The organism is Pseudokineococcus sp. 1T1Z-3, assembly GCF_037482365.1.
GTDB lineage: Bacteria > Actinomycetota > Actinomycetes > Actinomycetales > Quadrisphaeraceae > Pseudokineococcus.
Window position 1 is genome coordinate 219657 of the sequence record NZ_JBBHZF010000001.1, and the last position, 18658, is coordinate 238314.

Below are 18658 nucleotides of genomic sequence, written 5' to 3' on the forward strand. Positions count from 1 at the left end.
CCTGGTACGACCGCCCTGTGCGCACACCTTCCCACCCGACGGCACGTCCGTGACCGGGCGGCGACCCAACATCGTCGTCGTCCAGGCCGACCAGATGGCCGCGCAGGCGCTGGGCGCCTACGGCGACGAGGCCGCGAGGACGCCGAACATCGACGCCCTCGCCGAGACCGGCGCGGTCTTCGACCGGGCGTACTGCAGCTCGCCGCTGTGCGCGCCGTCGCGGGCGTCGATGATGACGGGGCTGATGCCCTCGCAGGTGGGCTGCCACGACAACGGCGACGACTTCGCCGCGACGGCGCCCACGCTGGCCCACCGGCTGCGCGCGGTCGGCTACCACACGGCACTCGTCGGCCGGATGCACTTCGTCGGGCCTGACCAGCAGCACGGCTTCGAGCAGCGGCTGACCACCGACGTCTACCCCGCCGACCTCGACATGGTCCCGGACTGGGGCCGCCCGCTGGAGCAGCGGCTGCAGTGGTACCACGACGCCGACGCGGTCTTCGCCGCCGGCGTCTCGAAGGCCTCCGTGCAGCAGGACTTCGACGACGAGGTGCTCTTCCGCTCCCTGCGGCACCTCGCCGACCGGGTGCGGGCGGACCAGGCGGCGGAGGAGCCCGTCCCGTTCCTCATGGTGTCGTCGTTCATCCACCCGCACGACCCCTACGAGCCGCCCCGGGAGCACTGGGACCGGTTCGCCGACGTCGAGATCCCCGACCCGGCGCACCCGGAGATCCCGGACCCGGAGCAGGACCCGCACACCCACCGCCTGCGGACGATGAGCGGCTTCGACGTCCGGGAGCCGAGCGCCGACGACGTGCGTCGGGCCCGGCGCGCCTACTACGCGGCCGTCAGCTACGTCGACGACCACGTCGGCCGCATCGTGGGGCGCCTGCACGAGCTCGGCCTGGCGGAGAGCACGGTGGTGGTCGTCCTCAGCGACCACGGCGACATGCTCGGCGAGAAGGGGCTCTGGTTCAAGATGTCCCCCTACGAGCAGTCCGCCCGCGTCCCGCTCATCATCTCCGGGCCAGGGCACCTCGTCCCGACGGGCCGCTTCGCCAACCCGGTGTCCCTGGTGGACCTCCTGCCTACCCTCGTCGAGCTGGCCGGAGCACCGCAGGCCCCGGGTCCGGGCCTGTCGCTGCTCGAGTCCGTCCGCCGGGAGCAGGCGGAGCAGGCTGGACCGGAGGACCGCGACGTCGTCCTGGAGTACCTCGCCGAGGGCACCTACCACCCGCAGCTGACCCTCGTCCGAGGCCCGTACAAGTACGTCCTGTGCCCCGGTGACCCCGACCAGCTCTTCGACCTGGCGACCGACCCCGGCGAGCTGCACAACCGGGCCGCCGACCCCGCCTACGCCGAGACGGCGTGCCGGCTGCGCACGGCCCTCGCCGACCGCTACGACCTCGAGGCGCTGGAGGCCGGCGTCCTCGCCAGCCAGGCCGACCGCCAGCTGGTGGCTGACGCCCTGGGCCGGGGCCGGGTGTCGCACTGGGACCACGAGCCACCGCCGGAGCAGCGGTACGTGCGCGGGGACTTCTGGGACGCCCTCGGCTACGGCACCGTCCCCGACCCGTCACGGTGATCGACGACGTCCCCCGTCACATCAGTGGGCTCTCGTCGTCGAAGAAGGCCGCCCTTGGCAAGACCTGCTTCTCGCGCAGACCTCGCTCGTCCGCCGCCGGCAGACGCGCGTCGAGGGTGACGAGCGGTCCGAGCTGGTCCACCCTCCCGGCCGGCCAGGACAGGCTCGGCCTGACCGGGGAGCCACGTCCAGACGTGGAGCTCAGAAGTCGTCGTCGACGAGCTCACGCCTCGCCACGCGACCTCCTCGAAAGATGCCTTGACTGTTGACCGGCATGTTGTGTCGCAGCGCCCACGGTCCAGCGGGGCCACGAGTCATCGACCGAGCGGACGTCGGCTGCGGCCGTCGGGCCGGCGATGTCACGCTCGCCCCGTGAGCACCGACCCCGTCGCCGCCAACATCCACGCCTGGGACGGGCGCGTCGCCGACCACCTCGTGGCCTACGGCGCCGAGGCCTTCGCCGACGACCCGACCGCGCTGCGCGCCGAGACCGAGGTGCAGCTGCTCGCTCCGCACCTGCCCGGCGGGTCGCTCGAGGGTCTCGACGTCGTCCACCTGCAGTGCCACATCGGCGTCGACACCATCAGCCTGGCCCGTCGCGGCGCGCGGGCCGTCGGCACCGACCTCTCCGGCGAGGCCGTCGCGGCCGCCCGCGCGCTCGCCGCACGGGCCGGCACCTCGGACGTCACCTTCGTGCGGTGCCGCAACGAGGACGCCCCCGACGTCCTCGGCCGGGAGTTCGACGTCGTCCTCACCTCGGTCGGCGTCCTCGCGTGGCTCTCCGACCTCGACTCCTGGGCCCGGGCGGTGGCGCGGCTGCTGCGCCCCGGCGGCGTCTTCCTGGTCTACGACGCCCACCCGATGCTCTACGCGCTGGAGTACGAGCGTGACGACGGCCAGCTGGTGCTCGGCAAGCCCTACTTCGCGCGCGAGACACCCGTCGAGATCTCCGACGGCCTCACCTACGCCGCCCCGGCCCGGGCCGACGTCACCTACGAGTGGCCGCACCACCTCGCTGAGGTCCTCACCGCCGTCCTGCAGGCGGGCCTGCGCATCGAGGCCTTCGGTGAGCACCGCACCATGCCGTGGGCGGCCCTGCCCGGGATGGACCGCACCGAGCGAGGCTTCGCGCTGCCGCCCGGCTCGCCCGAGTGCCCCCTGATGTTCTCCCTCGTCGCGCGGCGGTGAGCGGGCGTCGGCTGGGGTGCCGCGGTGAGCCGTCGGCGAGAGTCGCTCGCCGGGCGCTGCTCCACCGTGAGAGCTTCCTGCCATGACGTCGAGGTGAGCTCTCTCCCACCCGCACCCCCGCGCAGCCGCCGCCGGTGGCCGCCGTCGGTGGCCTCCGTCGCCGACCCTGCGCACTCGACGACGAGGAGTCCCGTGCCTGCTCACCCCACTCCGTCCAACGCCTCCGCACCCGAGGTCTCCGTGCGCCCCTTCGAGCCCCGGGACGAGGCGAGCTGGCTGCGGTGCCGGGTTCTCGCCTTCCTCGGGTCGCAGTACTACGACGACGTCCGACCGAGCCGGGGCCCGCTGCCCGGCCCGTCGGTCGAGCTGGTCGCCATCTCCCCAGCACCGACCGGCGACGTCGTCGTCGGCATCCTCGACGTCGAGGTCGACGGCGACGCCGCGACCATCGACACCGTCTGCGTCCACCCTGACCACCAGGGCCTCGGTGTCGCCACCGCGCTGCTGGAGGCGGCGCTCACGCAGCTCGCCGCCCGCGGCGTCGTCACCCTCGACGCCTGGACCCGGGAGGACCCCGCCGCGCTGGGCTGGTACGCGCGGCACGGCTTCGTCGAGCAGCACCGCTACCCGCAGGTCCACGTGCGGGACGGCGACGACCTCACCGGCTTCGCCACCCCCGCCGGGCTGAGCGAGCCCGTGCACGCCTTCGTGCACGGGCGCCCCGAGGACGAGGCCACGCTCCGCGAGCGCTTCGCCCGCGTCTACACCTGCCGCCAGCTCCTCCGGGCGGTCGGTCGCTAGGGAGTCCGGGAAACGGCTCGCCGTCGCCGGTGGGGAGCGACGACGTGGTCCTCTGAAGGCCTCGACGACGACCACGTCGTCGCCCTCGTCGACCACGTCGTCGCCCTCGCGCCAGCAGGAGACGTCCGCGTCAGGCGGCGCGCTCCTGCGTGACGTCGACGGCGTCCGTCGCGGCCGAGACCCCCGCCGAGGCGAGGTCGGAGTCGACGTCTCCCCCACCGGCGGCGCTCGCCGCGGGGACGACCTCGGGCCAGCCGATGCTCGGGGCGTGGCCGCGGAAGTTCTCCAGCCACCAGCCGTAGTCCTCGGGGACCAGCGAGAAGGGCGCCTCGTGGCCCAGCTCGCGGGCCGCCCAGACCGGCCAGTGCGGGTTGGCCAGCGCCGGGCGGCCGAGCAGCACCAGGTCGAGCCCGGCGCGGACCACCTGGTCGGCGACCTGCGGCCGGCCGAGGTTCCAGCTGACGCCGACGGGGATGCCGACCTCCTCCTTGACCCGCATGGCCCGCGGGACGAAGCCGGCCTCGTCGCCGAAGACGGGGTCGACCATCTCGGTCGTGTTCATGCCGAAGGAGATGTCGGCGAGGTCCAGGCCGTGCTCCTTCATCATCGCGATGGCGGCGACGGCGTCGTCCATCGTCGCCCCGGTGGGGTTGAAGTCGTCGGCGCCCAGCCGCATCGTCAGCGGGATGCGCTCGGGGATGGCGGCTCGGACGGCGTCGAGCGCCTCGGTGTGGAAGCGGACGCGGTTCTCCAGGCTCCCGCCGTAGGCGTCGGTGCGCTGGTTGGAGATCGGGGAGAAGAAGCTGGCCCCCAGGTAGCCGTGGGCGTAGTGCATCTCGATCCACTCGAACCCGGCGTCGACGGCCCGGCGGGCCGCGTCGGCGTAGGAGCGGTGCAGCGCGTGGATCTCCTCGACGCTCAGCTCGTGCACCGGGTGGTCGTGGTCCCCGCCGAAGGGGATGGCGGACGGCGCCCGGGTCTCCCAGCCGTCGGGGTGGTCGGCGGGGAGCTGGTACCCGCCCTCCCACGGCGCGACCTCGCTGCCCTTGCGGCCCGTGTGCCCGAGCTGGATGGCGTTGACGCCGCCCATGGAGGACACGAGGTCGCACACCCGCCGCCAGCCCTCGACCTGGTCGTCGTCGTAGAGCCCGCCGCAGCGCGTCGTCGTGCGCCCGTCGGGGGTGATGGCGATCTGCTCGGGGAACAGCAGCCCGAAGCCGCCCGCGGCGCGGGCGCCCATGTGCATGACGTGGAAGTCGTCGGCGCGGCCGTCCGTCGAGCGGTACATCGTCATGGGCGACATGACGATCCGGTTGCGCAGCGTCACGCCCTTGAGCGTGAAGGGGGAGAAGAGGTCGGCCACGGTGGTCTCCTGGGAGGGGTAGGAGGAGAGCTGTGCTCCGCAGTGAAGAGGGCGTCCGTCACCTCTGCGTGACGCGCAGGCAGCACCGTGTGACGTTGTCCTCACAGCGTCCCCGGACGCACGAGAGCCCGTCGGCCTAGGCTCAGCGCCACGTCGACCACGGTGGTCGACGCGAGCACCGGTGCACCGACGCAGGGGAAGGTGGAGGCGTGGCACGCCAGTCCCTCGTCGAGGCGACCGTGGAGCGGATGTCGGACGACGTCGTCGACGGGCCCTTCCTGCCCGGCTCGGAGCTGCCTCCCGAGGCCGACCTCGCCGAGCGGTACGGCGTCAGCCGGCTGACCGCCCGGGAGGCGCTCAAGGTCCTCCAGGCGCAGGGCGTCGTCCGCGGCGTCCGCGGACGACGCAGCCAGGTGGCCCCCACGTCGGAGTGGACGGGCCTGGAGCTGCTGCTGCGCAGCACCTCTCGACGTCCGGGCGAGGAGTCGGCGTCCCTGCAGCTGGTCGCGGTCCGCCGGATGATCGAGACCGGCGCGGCCGAGCTGGCCGCCGAGCATGCCGTCGAGGCCGACCTCACCGAGATGGCCGCCCACCTGGCCGACATGCGACGTGCGCACGCCAGCAACGACCTCGGGCTCTTCGTCCGCGCCGACATCGCCTTCCACGACGTCGTCCTGCGCGCGAGCGGCAACGTCTTCCTGCGCGTGGTGATGGAGCCGCTCGGCCGGCTCCTGCACGAGGCCAGGACCGAGACCTCCTCGCACGAGCCGGTGCAGCGCAACGCCATCGGCGAGCACGAGGGCGTGCTCGCCGCCCTGCGGACCGGCGACCCGGCCGCCTCCCGGCGTGCCATGGAGTCCCACATGGACCAGACCGAGCGCGACCTGCGCCGGCACGTGCTCCGGCAGCCCGCGGGGGCACCCGCGTCGGAGGCGCCGATGGCCCGTTGAGACACCGCCAAAACCACGGGCCCCGTCGCCCGTCGCCCGACCACGGGTCGGTTTGACCGGTCCCCCGCTGAGCAGTAGACATCAGATATCTGATGTCCCACCGTTAGGAGAGCAATGAAGCTCGAGCACGTGCTCGCGGGCACCGCCCCCGAGACGTCGGTCACCGCTGCCCAGGTCGCCGAGGCCGTCGCCGCTGCCGGCACGACGCTCGTCGTGCTGGACGACGACCCCACCGGCACCCAGTCGGTGGCGAACCTGCCCGTCCTCACCCGCTGGCAGCAGGACGACCTCGCCTGGGCGCTGGAGGGCGGTCCCGCCCTCTACGTCCTCACGAACTCGCGCAGCCTGGACCCGCGGACCACGCGGGCGCGGACGCAGGAGGTGGTGCGCGCGGCCCTGGCCGCCGCGGCCGAGCGAGGCGACCGCGTCACCTTCCTCTCCCGCAGCGACTCCACCCTCCGCGGGCACTTCCCGCTGGAGACCGACGTCATCGCCGAGGAGCTGCAGGCGGCCGGGCAGCCCCGCCCCGACCTCGTCCTCCTCGTGCCGGCCTTCCCCGACGCCGGCCGCGTGACCGTCCACGGCACGCACTGGACCCGCGAGCACGGCGAGCTCGTGCCCGTCGGGACGTCGGAGTTCGCCGCCGACGCGACCTTCGGCTACAAGAGCTCCCACCTGCCGGAGTGGGTGCGGGAGAAGACCGCCGGCGCGGTGCGGGCTGGCGACGTGGTGGTCCTGGACCTCGACCTGGTCCGCCGCGGGCCTGACGCCGTCGTCGACCTCCTCCGCTCGGCCCACCCCGGCGCCGTCGTCGCCGTCGACGCCGCCACCGAGTCCGACCTGCGGACGACCGCGCTGGCCTGCGCCCGTCTCGAGGGCGACGGCCTCTCCCTCCTGTACCGCACCGGGCCCGCCTTCGTGCGGGCCCGCGTGGGCCAGGACGCCCCTCCGGTCGTCGAGGACGTCGAGGTCCCGCCGGCGGTCGCCGAGGGCACCGGGGGCCTGGTCGTCGTCGGCTCGCACACCGGCCTGACCACCCGTCAGCGCGACCGGTTGCTGCAGGCCGAGCCGGACGTCGCGGTGCTGGAGATCTCGGTGCCCGCCGTCGTCGACGACGAGCGGCGCAGCGGGCACCTCGACGACGTCGTCGAGCAGGCCATCAGCGCCCTCGCGAGCGGGCACGTCCTCGTCCAGACCAGCCGCGACCTCGTGACGGCCGACGACGCCGACGCGAGCCTGGCCCTCTCCCGCTCGGTGTCGGCGGCGGTCGTCGAGGTGGTCTCGCGCGTCGTCGCCGCACGCACACCGCGCTTCGTCGTCGCGAAGGGCGGCATCACCTCCCACGACGTCGCGACCCGTGGCCTCGGCATCGACCGCGCCGTCGTGCGCGGGCCGATGCTGCCTGGGCTCGTCTCCCTGTGGCAGCCCGCCGACGGGCCGGCAGCCGGGGTGCCCTACGTCGTCTTCCCCGGCAACGTCGGCGACGACGACGGGCTCGCCGAGGTCGTCGGCCGCCTCGTCCAGGCCTCGACGGCGACGTCCGAGCCGGCGGTGGCGGATCAGCCGCCGACCAGCCAGCCAGCCGCCTCCGTCGTCGGCTGACCCAGACCGGCCGCGGCCGACACCTCCGGCCCCGGCCCCCGATCGCGCCGCCGGCCGCATGCCCCCGCCCTGGGGCCGGCGGCGCCTCCTCGCACCGACCGACCACCTCTGGAGGTCTCCATGGACCAGACACCCGCCCCCACCTCCTCGACCGACGAGCAGGCGCCCGTCCGCAGCGTCGCCGTGCTCGGCCTCGGCGCCATGGGCCTGCCGATGGCCACCCGTCTGTCCACCGGTCTGGAGGTCCGCGGCTTCGACATCGCCGAGGCGCGCCTCGACCTCGCCCGCGAGCGGGGCGTCACGCCCTTCGCCAGCGCCGCCGAGGCCGTCGAGGGCGCCGACGCGCTGCTGCTCGCCGTCCGTGACGGCGCCCAGCTGGAGGACGTGCTGTTCGGCAAGACCGGCGTCGCCGAGCACCTCGCCGAGGGCGCCGTCGTCCTGCTCACGAGCACCGTCGGCGTCAGCGCGCTGGTCGCCGTCGTCGAGCGGCTCGAGGCCCTCGGGGTCGACGTCGTCGACGCCCCGCTGTCCGGAGGCCCCGCCCGGGCCGGGGCGGGCGACCTCCTCGTCGTCGTCGGCGCGACGCCGGCGGCCCGCGCCAAGGCCGCGCCGGTGCTGGACCTGCTCGCCTCGACCCTCACCGTCGTCGGCGACCGCCCCGGTGACGGCCAGGCGCTGAAGACCGTCAACCAGCTGCTGTGCGGCGTCCACGTCGCCGCCGCCGCGGAGGCCCTGGCCCTCGCCGACAGCCTCGGGCTCGACCTGGAGCGCACCCTCGAGGCGCTGACCGCCGGCGCCGCCGACAGCTTCATGCTCGGCAACCGCGGCCCGCGGATGCTGCAGGCGCACTCCGAGGGGGGCGCGGAGGTGCTCAGCCGCCTCGACATCTTCGTCAAGGACCTCGGGATCGTGGGCGACGCCGCCCGCGCCGCCCACGTGGCCGCCCCGACGGCGGCCGCGGCGGAGCAGCTGTTCCTCCTCGGAGCCACCCAGGGCATGGGTGAGCTCGACGACTCCGCGCTCCTGCGGGTGCTGCGGCCGCAGCGCAGCGACGCAGGAGCAGCCGAGGACTGACCCGTCGTCGCCCGTCCGGGTGAGCGGCCCGACGACCGCCAACCGCGGACGCCCCGGCGGCGAAGTACCGTCGAGGACGTCGGTCGGGGTGGAGGGGGGCACGGTGGCACGCGAGCACGCGGCAGGTCGGCCTCGGGGCGGTGCACCGGTGCGCCGGCGCGGGGCCCAGGCCGGCATGGTCGCCTCGATGACCGCCCTGGTGCTCGGCGCGGGCCTCGTCGTCGTCGCCTCCTTCGCGACCCAGCCCGAGGCCCCGGTCGAGCCGCCGGTCGCCGAGGGCCAGGCGTCCGACGGCTCCTTCGTGCGGCCCGGGCAGCCGGCGTCGACGACGCCGGGGCCGTCGCCGGCACCGACGCGACCTGAGGGCCTGCGCAAGTCCGATGTCCTGCCCGAGGACGTCACCGCGCCAGCCGGGGAGATCCCCGGCCTGGTGCGGATGGCGCCGCAGGAGGCGGTCGAGGAGCCCGAGGTCGAGGTCGCCGAGCCGGTGCGGCTGCGCATCCCCGCCATCGGCGTCGAGTCCGACCTCCTCCACCTGGGGCTCGACGAGGCCGGCGCCCTGGAGGTCCCATCCGGCCCCGACGTCGACCGCGCGTCCTGGTACGACGGGTCGCCGCGGCCCGGCCGCACCGGCCCTGCCGTCGTCGCCGGCCACATCGACTCCAGCCGCGGCCCGTCCGTCTTCTGGCGCCTGGGCGAGCTGGCGCCGGGCGACGAGGTCTTCGTCGACCGCGCGGACGGGACGACGGCGACCTTCGTCGTCGACACCTCCGAGCGGTACCCGAAGGACGACTTCCCGACCATGCGCGTGTACGGCAACACCCCCGACGCGCAGATCCGCCTCATCACGTGCGGCGGTGCCTACGACCGCACGGTCGGCTCCTACCTCGACAACACCGTGGTCTACGGCCACCTCGTCGACGGCTGACGCCGGCCGTGGCGAGCCCGGGGACCGGGCTCACCCGGCCCGGCTCACCCGAGCGCGCGGTCCAGGTGGACGGCGGCGCTGATGAGCGCCAGGTGGGACAGTGCCTGGGGGAAGTTGCCGAGCTGGTGGCCCGTGGCGCTGACCTCCTCGGCGAAGAGCCCCAGGTGGTTGGAGAAGCGGAGCGTCTTCTCGAAGACCTCCTCGGCCTCGTCGACGCGGCCGGCGCTGGAGAGGGCCTCGGCGTACCAGAACGAGCAGGTGATGAAGAAGCCCTCGCCGCCGTCGAGCCCGTCCGCGCCGTCGGTGGGGTAGCGACGGACGAGGCAGTCCACGACGAGCTCTCGCTCCAGCTCAGCCAGCGTCGCCGCGAAGCGCGGGTCCGTCGGCCCGGCGAACTTCACGAGCGGCAGCATCAGCAGGCTCGCGTCGAGCTGGTCGCTCTGCGCGCTGACCCGGTAGCCACCGGTCCTCGGGTCCAGCCCCTCGGTCTGGACCCGCCGGTAGGCGGCGTCGGCGCACTCCTCCCACCGCTGCCGGGGAGCGGGCAGGCCCCGCTGGCGCGACAGCCGCAACGCTCGCTCGAAGGCCACCCACACCATGGCCTGGGAGTAGGTGTTGCGGCGCGGCTCCCCGCGGCTCTCCCACAGGCCGGCGTCGGCGTCGGCGGCGTGCTCGGCGAGCCACTCGAGCGTGTCGACGACCTCGGTCCAGATGTCGTAGCTGATCGGCTTGATCTTGTTGTAGAGGTAGATCGAGTCGAGCACCTCGCCGTAGGAGTCCAGCTGGCGCTGGGCGAAGGCCGCGTTGCCCGTGCGCACCGGGCGCGAGCCGCCGAAGCCGGCGAGGTGGTCCAGCTCCTCCTCGTGCGGGGGCACGTCGCCGCGCACGGTGTAGACAGGCAGCAGCCCGTCCTCCCCCGTGGTCGCCATCCGCTGCTCCAGCCAGGCGAGGAACGCGTCGGTCTCCTCGGTGAAGCCGAGCGTCATGAGCGCGAAGGTGGTGAAGGCGGCGTCGCGCAGCCACGCGTACCGGTAGTCCCAGTTGCGCTCCCCGCCCATCTCCTCGGGCAGGCTCGTGGTCCCCGCCGCGACGACGGCGCCGGTCGGGGCGTACGTCAGCAGCTTGAGCGTGATCGCCGAGCGCATGACGGTCTCGCGCCAACGGCCGCGGTAGGTCGACCGGCGCGTCCAGGTCCGCCACCAGGCGTGCGTCGCGTCGAGCAGCCGCTGCACCTCGACGGCGCCGACGTCGCCGCGCTCCCCCGCGGCGAGGTCCCCCCAGTGCAGGACGAGCGCCAGCTCCTCCCCGCGCCGCAGGTGCACCCGCGCGCGGGCCGTGCCGTCCTCGACCTCCAGCGCCGTCGAGGACCGCAGCACGAGCGCGTCGTCGCCGGCGCTGAAGCGGACGCCGACGCCGTCGACCCGCTCGGCCTCGTGCGGGGCGCGTCCCCAGTCGAAGGCGGGCCGGCAGTCGACGACGACGTCCTGCTCGCCGTCGAGCACCCGCACGAGCCGCACGAGCAGCGGGCGGCGGTCGACCCCCTCGGGCAGCGCCTCCTCGGGGACCATGGCGTCGAGCACCTCGAGGCAGCCGCGCTCGCTGCTGAAGCGGGTCGCGAGGACGGCCGAGCTGGGCAGGTAGTACTGGTGGGTGGTGTCCCAGGAGCTCGGGCGCACCGAGAACCCGCCGGCGTCCTCGTCCAGGAGGCGGGCGAAGAGGCCCGGGCTGTCGAAGTCGGGGGCGCAGCCGAAGTCGATCTCGCCGTCGTGCGTGACGAGCATCATCGTCCGCAGGTCACCGATGACGCCGTGGTGCTCGATGGCGCAGGGGCGCTCGACGGCGCGGTCGGCGGGAGGCGCGTCGTCCGGCTCCTGGCCGGTGGTGGCGCCGTCCTGCTGGTCGGCGGGGCGGGCTTGGTCGTGGTCGCGCGCGGTCTGCACCGGCGAAGCATCTCCCGCCGCCGCCCACCCGCGCAGGCCGGGCCCCGCTCCGGCGTCGACCCGGCCACACGGGCGGTGCCCCTGCCAGGGCCCCGCCGACCTCGACCGGCGGCCGAGCCGGCCGACGGCGTGACGCGGCGACGCGCCACCTCACGACGGCCGCGTCGGTGCCGACAAGGAATTCCGTGACCACTGCACCGACAGGCGTCGAGCGGCTGATGGACCCCGGCGAGCTCATCGTCACCAAGACGGACGCCAAGGGGCACATCACCTACGCCAACACGACCTTCCTGCAGATCGGCGCCTTCGAGGAGCACGAGGTCATCGGCAAGCCGCACAACCTGGTCCGCCACCCGGACATGCCGCGCGCCGTCTTCAAGCTGCTCTGGGAGACCATCGCGTCGCGCCAGGAGATCTTCGCCTACGTCCTCAACCTCGCCGCCGACGGCGCCCACTACTGGGTGCTCGCCCACGTCACCCCGTCCTTCGCCGCCGACGGCACCCTGGTCGGCTACCACTCCAACCGACGCAGCCCCGACCGCGGCGCCCTGACGCGCATCAAGCCCCTGTACGCCCAGCTGTGCGCCGAGGAGGCCCAGCACCGCAGCGCGCGCCGCCGCCGAGGCCGGCAGCGCGCTGCTCGCCCGGCTCATCGCCGACAGCGGCGCCGGTGGCTACGACGAGCTGATCTGGTCGCTCGAGCCCGCCGAGGCAGCACCACGATGAGCGCCGTCGGGTCGGCCGGTCGGCGGGGCCGGGGCGCCCGTCGAAAGGAGGCGGCGGCCGCGACCGAGCTCGACGACTACCGCGCCGCCGTCGAGGAGGTGCGTCGCACGCTGCAGGCCGTCATGAGGGGCGACCTCGAGCGGCGCGCCGTGCCGGTCGCGGCGGCGAAGGCCGTCACGGGGGACCAGCTGCACGGCCTGCGCGACGACGTCAACGGGCTGCTCGACGTCGTCGACGCGTTCGTGCGCGAGTCGAGCGCGTCCCTGACCGCCGCCGCGCACGGCCGGTTCCACCGCCGCTTCCTGCGGCGCGGCCTGCACGGCGCCTTCCACGACGCGGCCATCACCATCGACGCCGGTCGCGCGACCGTCGCCCGCGCCACCCAGGAGGTCGCGGCCGCCGGCACCGCACGGGCGCAGCTGGCGTCAGAGTTCGAGGCCTCTGCCGTGTCCACCACCGGTGAGGTCGGCGAGGCGACGCGCGTGCTGAGCGAGGCCGCCCGCGAGGTCGCCGCCTGCTCACGGGAGGCCGCCGAGCAGGCGGAGGCGGCACGGTCGACGATGGCGGAGCTGGTCAGCTCCTCCGACCACATCCGTGAGGTCGTCGCCCTCATCGACGGCATCGCCTCCCAGACCCGCCTGCTGGCGCTCAACGCCACCATCGAGGCCGCCCGTGCCGGCGCCGCGGGCAACGGCTTCGCCGTCGTCGCCGCCGAGGTCAAGGACCTGGCCGACCAGACGGCGCGCGCCACCGAGCAGGTGACGAAGCAGGTCCACGACGTCCAGGCCGCCACCATGTCCGCGGCGGACGTCGTGACGCGCATCAGCGGCGCCGTCGCCACCGCGGGTGACCTCGTGACGGAGATGAGCTGCTCGATCGACGGCGGCCGCAGCGCGCAGGTCGGCCAGGTGCGCGGTCTCGCGGCGACTGCCGAGCAGCTGCGCGAGCAGGTCATGCACCTGCTCGCCGCCATGCGGGCCTGACGCGCGTCCGCCCGAGGACGCCCGCCAGGGGCGGTCTGCGCCCCGTCCTGCGGCGTGTCGCCCCGGTCGGGCCGCCGTGCGGCGGCGTCAGGCCGGCACGGCGCTGACCGCCTGCGCCGTCAGCTCGACCGAGCGGACGCGTGCCGCCGTCGTCGGTGCGGCGTGCGCCGTGACGAGCTCGTCGGCGTCCGCGAGCGCCGCGAAGTCCTCGAGCTGCTCGCGGACCTGCTCGGGCGTGCCGGCGGCGGTGTGGGTGAGCATGGCGTCGACCTGGGCGCCGGCGCCCGCCTCCAGCAGGAGGTCGGCCTCGGCGTCGGTCATCGGCCGGCCACGGCCGAAGATTGCGACGGCGCGCAGGCGGCGGACGGCGGCGAGGTGCTCGGCGACCTCGCCGGCGTCCTCCCCGGCGAGCACGTTGACACCGGCCAGGACGTAGGGGGCGTCGAGCTGCTCCGAGGGCTGGAACTCGCGCCGGTACGTGGCGACCGCGGTGGTGAGGGCCTGCGGCGCGAAGTGGGAGGCGAAGGCGTACGGCAGCCCCAGCGCGGCGGCCAGGTGCGCGCCGAAGAGGGAGGACCCGAGGACGTAGAGGGGCACGTCCGTGCCGGCGCCGGGCACGGCCTGCACGCCCGGGACGAGCGAGCGGCCGGAGAGGTAGCCCTGCAGCTCCTGGACGTCGCGAGGGAAGGTGTCGGCCGCTGCCGGGTCGCGCCGCAGCGCGCGCATCGTCGTCTGGTCGGAGCCGGGCGCGCGGCCGAGGCCTAGGTCGATCCGGCCGGGATGGATGGAGGCGAGCGTCCCGAACTGCTCGGCGACGACCAGCGGGGAGTGGTTCGGGAGCATGACGCCGCCCGCGCCCAGGCGGATGCTGCTCGTGCGCGCCGCGACGTGCGCGATCAGCACCGACGTCGCCGACGAGGCGATGCTCGGCATGTTGTGGTGCTCGGCGTACCAGACCCGTCGGTAGCCGTGCGCCTCCGCGGCCTGCGCGAGGGCGACGCTGCCGGCCACGCTCTCGCCGACGCTGCGGCCGCGGTCGATCGGCGCCAGGTCCAGGACGGACAGCGGGACGGTCATGGGTCACCTCGATGCTCGACGACGCCGACATCAGGTCGTGACGTCGGGCACCGGTCTCAACCGGCGCCACCCGCGGCGTAGTCCCCGCCGGGTCGACCGACGTCAGCACCAGCTCGAGGGAGCCTCGCCACCGGGAGCGCACGTCGCTCACCCCACCCGTCGTGCGCCTCGGTCGGGCAGGGTCCCGGCGCCGCTGAGGCGCTGCGTCCCGCACGCCGGGCGACGGCCCGCCGCACTGGTGGCCTCGGGCACTATGCCGCCGTGACGGGAGCGACGACCGGGCTGCGCTGGCGTGCGCCGGGGCGGGCACCGACCGCCGGGCTCGTCGTCGTCGCCGTGCTCGTCATCTCCCTCAGCCTGCGCGGGCCGGTCGTCGCCGTCGCGCCGGTGCTGGCGCGCATCCAGGCAGACCTCGGCCTGACGGCCGCCACGGCAGGCCTGCTGACGACCGTGCCGGTGGTCTGCTTCGCCGCTGCCGCGCCGTTGGCGTCGGCGCTCGTCGCACGCACCGGGCCCGAGGCCGCCGTGTGGTGGTGCCTCGCCGGCGTCACCGCCGGGACCCTGCTGCGCTCGGCCGGCGGGACGGGCGTCGTGCTGGCTGGCACGGCCGTCATCGGCACCGCCATCACCATCGGCAACATCGTCGTGCCGGTGGTGATCCGCCGGTCCGTGCCGCCGTCGCGGGCGGGCGTCGTCACGGGCGCCTACACGGCCGCGCTCAACGTCGGGTCGATGATCACCTCGCTCGGCACCGAGCCGCTCGCGCAGCTGCTCGGCTGGCGCGCCGCGACCGCCTCCTGGGTGGTCCTGCTCGTCGCCGGCGGGCTGCTGTGGGCCGCCGCGACGACGCGCCGCGAGCGGCTGCCCGCCTCGGCGCCGGCGGAGCGCTCCGGCACCGCGCCACGGGCCCGGGTCCGCGAGCAGCCGCGCTGGGCCCCGTGGGTGCTCATGGTCGGCTTCGGCGGGCAGGCCTTCGCCTACTACGCGCTCACGGCGTGGCTGCCGACGCTGCTGGCCGAGCGGGTCGGGCAGTCGGCCGCCGCGGCGGGGGCGTCGTCCTCGATCTTCCAGGTGCTCGCCGTCGTCGGTGCGCTCGGCGTCCCGCTGCTGCTCTCGCGCACGACACCCGTCGTCGCCCTCGCGGTCGTCGGCGCGTGCTGGCTGTCGCTGCCGCTGGGGCTGCTGCTGGCGCCGGAGCAGTGGCTGCTGTGGTCGGCGCTCGGCGGCGTCGCCCAGGGCGGCGTCTTCACCATCGTCTTCCTGCTGGTGGTGCTCATGTCCGCCGACGACCGCCAGGCCCGGCGCACCTCCGCCCTCGTGCAGGGCGGTGGGTACGCCCTGGCCTCGCTGGGGCCCTCGGTCGTCGGCGCCGTCCGCGCCGCGAGCGGGTCGTGGGACGTCCCGCTGCTCGTCGTCGTCGGCTCCCTCGTCGTGCTCCTGGTCGGCGTCGGCTCCGTGGCCCTGGGCGCGAGCCGGCGCGTGCCCGACGCCGGCTGAGGTGCCGGCGGGTCGTCAGCCGAGGGTCTTGGCGAAGCAGACGCTGATGGGCAGGGCGTCGTACGGCGCGAAGACCGGGACCCGGCGCCACCCCTCGCGCGCGTAGAGCGCGAGGGCCGCGGGCTGGCGGTCGCCGGTGTGCAGGTGCAGCTCGCCGACGCCGCGCTCCCGCGCGCTCGCCTCGACGTGACGCAGGGCCTGCTGGGCCAGCCCGCGGCGTCGCCCCGCCGGTGCCACGTAGACCTTCTTGACCTCGGCCAGACGGCCGGCGCCCTCGCCGAGCCACCGCAGGGCGGCGGTCGCGAGCGGCTGCTCGCCGGAGAGCGCCAGCCAGGTGCTCAGCCAGCGCGTGCCGGGCGGGTCGGCCATCGAGGCCACGAGCCGCGCGTCCAGGACGCCGGCGTAGAGGGCCGCCATCTCGACGTCCATGGCCGACCGCAGCGCGAGGACGCGCGGATCGTCCGGCGTCGTCTGCTCCCAGCGCACGACGTCGGCGCTCTCGGCCGGGGCTCGCTCGGGGGACGCCGTCACGGCCCGAGCATGCCGCAGGCCGCACCGGAACCGGTGCGGCCTGCGGGCGGTGCTGGTCCCGCTCGACGCGGGGCGCCGGTCTCAGCCGGCGGAGGTGCTCAGCGCTCGACGCGCTCGTTGGTGACGCAGTGGGTCATCGACACGCCGGAGACGTCACGCGGGCCGTTCTTGCCGAGGTTGCGGGCCCGCTGGAGCTCCTCCTCGGTCAGGGTCTGCGTGGCGAGCGGGTCCATGCCGCGGACGTCGTCGGCGCTGATGCCGATGCCGTCGCCGACCCGGTTGCCCAGCTCGTCCTCGCACATGAGCAGGTGCCAGACCATCCGCTCCTGGATGGGCCGGTCGCAGCTCGACAGCGCGTCGACGAGGTTGGCGACGAGGTCGTCCTTCTCCCACTGCTGCGAGAGCAGGTAGCGCTGCCCGGCCTGCAGGTAGTCGTTCGTCCGGGCGATGCGCTGCCGGGTGAGCCGGCCGGTGATCTCGGGGCCCTGCTCGTCGTGCGTGGGGTAGGTGCCCTCCTGCAGCCCGCCGAGGATCGAGGGCTCGTAGTTGACATGCGGGTTGACGCCCTCGGGGCGGTCCACCACGTACGCCATGGCGCCGTCGCGCTGGTTGGTCGCCGCGGTGGCGCCCTTGGGCGAGTTCACCGGCAGCTGCAGGTAGTTCGGGCCCACGCGGTAGCGCTGGGTGTCGCTGTAGGAGAACGTGCGCCCCACGAGCATCTTGTCGTCGGAGAAGTCCAGCCCGTCGACGAGGACGCCGGTGCCGAAGGCGATCTGCTCGCTCTCGGTGAAGAAGTCCTGCGGCGTGCCCGTGAGGGTCATCGTGCCGACCTTCTTCAGCGGGAAGTCCTTCTCGTCCCAGACCTTGGTGTCGTCGAGGGGGTCGAAGTCCAGCTCGGGGTGGTCGTGGTCGTCCATCATCTGGACGAAGAGGTCCCACTTGGGGTGGTCACCCGCGTTGATGGCGTCGTAGAGGTCACGCGTGTGCGAGCCGAGGTCGCCGCCCTGCACCACGGCCGCGTCGGCGGCGGTGTAGGACTTCACGCCCTGCTGGGGGACCCAGTGGTACTTGACCAGCTTGGTCTCGCCAGCGGCGTTGACCCACTTGTAGGTGTTGACGCCGAAGCCCTGCATCTGCCGGTAGGAGGCGGGGATGCCGCGCGGGCCGAAGACCAGCGTGACCATGTGCATGGCCTCGGGGCTCTGGCTGATGAAGTCGAAGACCCGGTTGGCGACCTGGCGCTCGAAGTCCACCGGGTCCGGCTTCTGGCTGTGGATGAAGTCGGGGAACTTGATCGCGTCGCGGATGAAGAAGACGGCGAGGTTGTTGCCGACGAGGTCCCAGTTGCCGTCCTCGGTGTAGAACTTCACCGCGAAGCCGCGCGGGTCGCGCGCCACCTCGGAGGAGTCCCGGCCGCCGGCGACGGTGGAGAAGCGGATCGCGAGGTCGGTCTTCTTGCCCTTCTCGCTGAAGAGCTTGGCGCGGGTGTACTTCTCGATCGGCTCGTCGCCCCAGGCACCGTCGGCCTCGAAGTGGCCGAAGGCCGTGGTGCCACGGGCGTGGACGACCCGCTCGGGGACGCGCTCACGGTCGAAGTGGCTGATCTTCTCGAGGAACTGGTAGTTCTCGAGCGTCGCCGGGCCACGGGAGCCGACCGTGCGCTGGTTCTGGTTGTCGTAGACCTGGTGGCCCTGGCGGTTGGTCAGGACCTGGCGGCCCTCGCTCGTCGTCGTCACTGGTGCGTCCTCTCCTCGGTCCTCGCCCTCAGACCTCCGGCTGGTCGCCGTCCGGCCCGGTGGGTGGCGCGCGCCACCCCGGCTTCCTTGTCTGGACTCGTTCCAACCTAGCCCACGCCAGCGGGCCGTGGCACCCCTGCGCGGAGACCTCTCAGGGTGCGGACGGCGCGCTCTCCAGCAGCGCGAGCATCGCCGGCAGCTCGAAGACACGGGCGGTCTCGACGGCCGACTTGGGCCCTCGGTGGGGGTCCGCACCGGCCGCCAGCAGCGCCCGGACGACGTCCTCGTCCTGGCGGAAGACCCCAGCGGCCAGCGCGGACTGGCCCCGGTCGTTGGTGCGCTCGACGTCCGCGCCGCGCTCGAGCAGGACGCGGACGGCCTCCGCCTGCTGGTGGTAGGCCGCGAGCACGAGGAGCGTGTCACCGGAGGAGTTCGTGAGGTCGACCGGCACCCCGGCGTCGACGGCCTCGGCGAGGCGCTGGGCGTCGCCCTCGCGGGCGGCGTCGAAGATCGAGTGCAGGAAGGAGAGCTCCTCGGCGGTGAGGTCGTCGGCCGTCGCCGAGCCCCCCGCCGCCTCGGCCGGGCCGGCGGGTGTCGTGCCCGGCGTCGGCGGGGTCTCGCCGTGCGGGCCGGTGGTCGGGTGCTGTGCCGCGGTCATGCCTCGACGGTAGGACGGC

General features: G+C 74.4%; 16 protein-coding genes. 9 read left to right on the forward strand and 7 right to left on the reverse strand.

The genetic code is table 11. The annotated features are described in order from the left end of the window. The first annotated feature begins 49 nt into the window (after nucleotides 1-49). Nucleotides 50-1585 (forward strand): choline-sulfatase, encoded by a 1536-nt coding sequence (betC, locus tag WDV86_RS00955; RefSeq protein WP_445262892.1) that lies wholly within the window; start codon nucleotides 50-52, stop codon nucleotides 1583-1585. 16 nt (nucleotides 1586-1601) lie between these two features. Here the strand turns inward: betC and WDV86_RS00960 are convergent, their stop codons facing one another. Further along, the gene (locus tag WDV86_RS00960; protein WP_339565715.1) at nucleotides 1602-1727 is read right to left on the reverse strand and encodes a hypothetical protein; all 126 of its coding nucleotides are present in this window, start codon (nucleotides 1725-1727) and stop codon (nucleotides 1602-1604) included. 230 nt (nucleotides 1728-1957) lie between these two features. Here WDV86_RS00960 and WDV86_RS00965 point away from each other — a divergent pair, with 230 nt between their 5' ends. Both WDV86_RS00965 and WDV86_RS00970 read left to right on the forward strand, forming a co-directional pair. After that, a complete protein-coding gene (locus tag WDV86_RS00965) occupies nucleotides 1958-2773 on the forward strand; it encodes a class I SAM-dependent methyltransferase (RefSeq protein WP_339565716.1) in 816 nt (271 codons plus the stop codon). A 192-nt stretch (nucleotides 2774-2965) separates the two neighbouring features. Then, on the forward strand, nucleotides 2966-3574 hold the full coding sequence (locus WDV86_RS00970) for a GNAT family N-acetyltransferase (protein WP_339565717.1): 609 nt from the start codon (nucleotides 2966-2968) through the stop codon (nucleotides 3572-3574). Nucleotides 3575-3704: 130 nt separating this feature from the next. Here the strand turns inward: WDV86_RS00970 and WDV86_RS00975 are convergent, their stop codons facing one another. Further along, nucleotides 3705-4937 (reverse strand): oxidoreductase, encoded by a 1233-nt coding sequence (locus tag WDV86_RS00975; RefSeq protein WP_339565718.1) that lies wholly within the window; start codon nucleotides 4935-4937, stop codon nucleotides 3705-3707. A 209-nt stretch (nucleotides 4938-5146) separates the two neighbouring features. Here WDV86_RS00975 and WDV86_RS00980 point away from each other — a divergent pair, with 209 nt between their 5' ends. The 4 genes from WDV86_RS00980 to WDV86_RS00995 all read left to right on the forward strand — a co-directional run bounded on the left by WDV86_RS00980 (nucleotide 5147) and on the right by WDV86_RS00995 (nucleotide 9491). Continuing rightward, on the forward strand, nucleotides 5147-5887 hold the full coding sequence (locus WDV86_RS00980; protein WP_339565719.1) for a FadR/GntR family transcriptional regulator: 741 nt from the start codon (nucleotides 5147-5149) through the stop codon (nucleotides 5885-5887). Nucleotides 5888-6001: 114 nt separating this feature from the next. Then, nucleotides 6002-7489 carry a four-carbon acid sugar kinase family protein gene (locus tag WDV86_RS00985; protein WP_339565720.1) on the forward strand — a complete coding sequence of 496 codons (1488 nt, stop codon included), beginning with the start codon at nucleotides 6002-6004 and terminating at the stop codon, nucleotides 7487-7489. A gap of 120 nt (nucleotides 7490-7609) precedes the next feature. Continuing rightward, on the forward strand, nucleotides 7610-8563 hold the full coding sequence (locus tag WDV86_RS00990; RefSeq protein WP_339565721.1) for an NAD(P)-dependent oxidoreductase: 954 nt from the start codon (nucleotides 7610-7612) through the stop codon (nucleotides 8561-8563). Between the two features lie 103 nt (nucleotides 8564-8666). Next, a complete protein-coding gene (locus tag WDV86_RS00995) occupies nucleotides 8667-9491 on the forward strand; it encodes a class F sortase (RefSeq protein WP_339565722.1) in 825 nt (274 codons plus the stop codon). Between the two features lie 44 nt (nucleotides 9492-9535). Here WDV86_RS00995 and WDV86_RS01000 read toward each other — a convergent pair whose 3' ends face one another. Beyond that, a complete protein-coding gene (locus WDV86_RS01000; protein ID WP_339565723.1) occupies nucleotides 9536-11431 on the reverse strand; it encodes a glycoside hydrolase family 15 protein in 1896 nt (631 codons plus the stop codon). A 185-nt stretch (nucleotides 11432-11616) separates the two neighbouring features. Between WDV86_RS01000 and WDV86_RS01005 the strand changes: the two genes are divergently transcribed. Continuing rightward, complete coding sequence (locus tag WDV86_RS01005; protein ID WP_339565724.1) at nucleotides 11617-13140, forward strand: methyl-accepting chemotaxis protein; 1524 nt, start codon at nucleotides 11617-11619, stop codon at nucleotides 13138-13140. An 87-nt stretch (nucleotides 13141-13227) separates the two neighbouring features. Here WDV86_RS01005 and WDV86_RS01010 read toward each other — a convergent pair whose 3' ends face one another. After that, nucleotides 13228-14217: an LLM class flavin-dependent oxidoreductase gene (locus WDV86_RS01010; protein ID WP_339565725.1), complete on the reverse strand. Its 990-nt coding sequence runs from the start codon at nucleotides 14215-14217 to the stop codon at nucleotides 13228-13230. Nucleotides 14218-14478: 261 nt separating this feature from the next. Here WDV86_RS01010 and WDV86_RS01015 point away from each other — a divergent pair, with 261 nt between their 5' ends. Further along, complete coding sequence (locus WDV86_RS01015; protein ID WP_339565726.1) at nucleotides 14479-15714, forward strand: MFS transporter; 1236 nt, start codon at nucleotides 14479-14481, stop codon at nucleotides 15712-15714. 15 nt (nucleotides 15715-15729) lie between these two features. Here the strand turns inward: WDV86_RS01015 and WDV86_RS01020 are convergent, their stop codons facing one another. The 3 genes from WDV86_RS01020 to WDV86_RS01030 all read right to left on the reverse strand — a co-directional run bounded on the left by WDV86_RS01020 (nucleotide 15730) and on the right by WDV86_RS01030 (nucleotide 18639). Beyond that, a complete protein-coding gene (locus WDV86_RS01020; RefSeq protein WP_339565727.1) occupies nucleotides 15730-16245 on the reverse strand; it encodes a GNAT family N-acetyltransferase in 516 nt (171 codons plus the stop codon). Nucleotides 16246-16343: 98 nt separating this feature from the next. Beyond that, nucleotides 16344-17981, reverse strand: a complete 1638-nt coding sequence (locus WDV86_RS01025; protein WP_339565728.1) for a catalase — start codon at nucleotides 17979-17981, stop codon at nucleotides 16344-16346. Nucleotides 17982-18132: 151 nt separating this feature from the next. Further along, nucleotides 18133-18639 (reverse strand): ankyrin repeat domain-containing protein, encoded by a 507-nt coding sequence (locus WDV86_RS01030; RefSeq protein ID WP_339565729.1) that lies wholly within the window; start codon nucleotides 18637-18639, stop codon nucleotides 18133-18135. Nucleotides 18640-18658 lie beyond the last annotated feature (19 nt).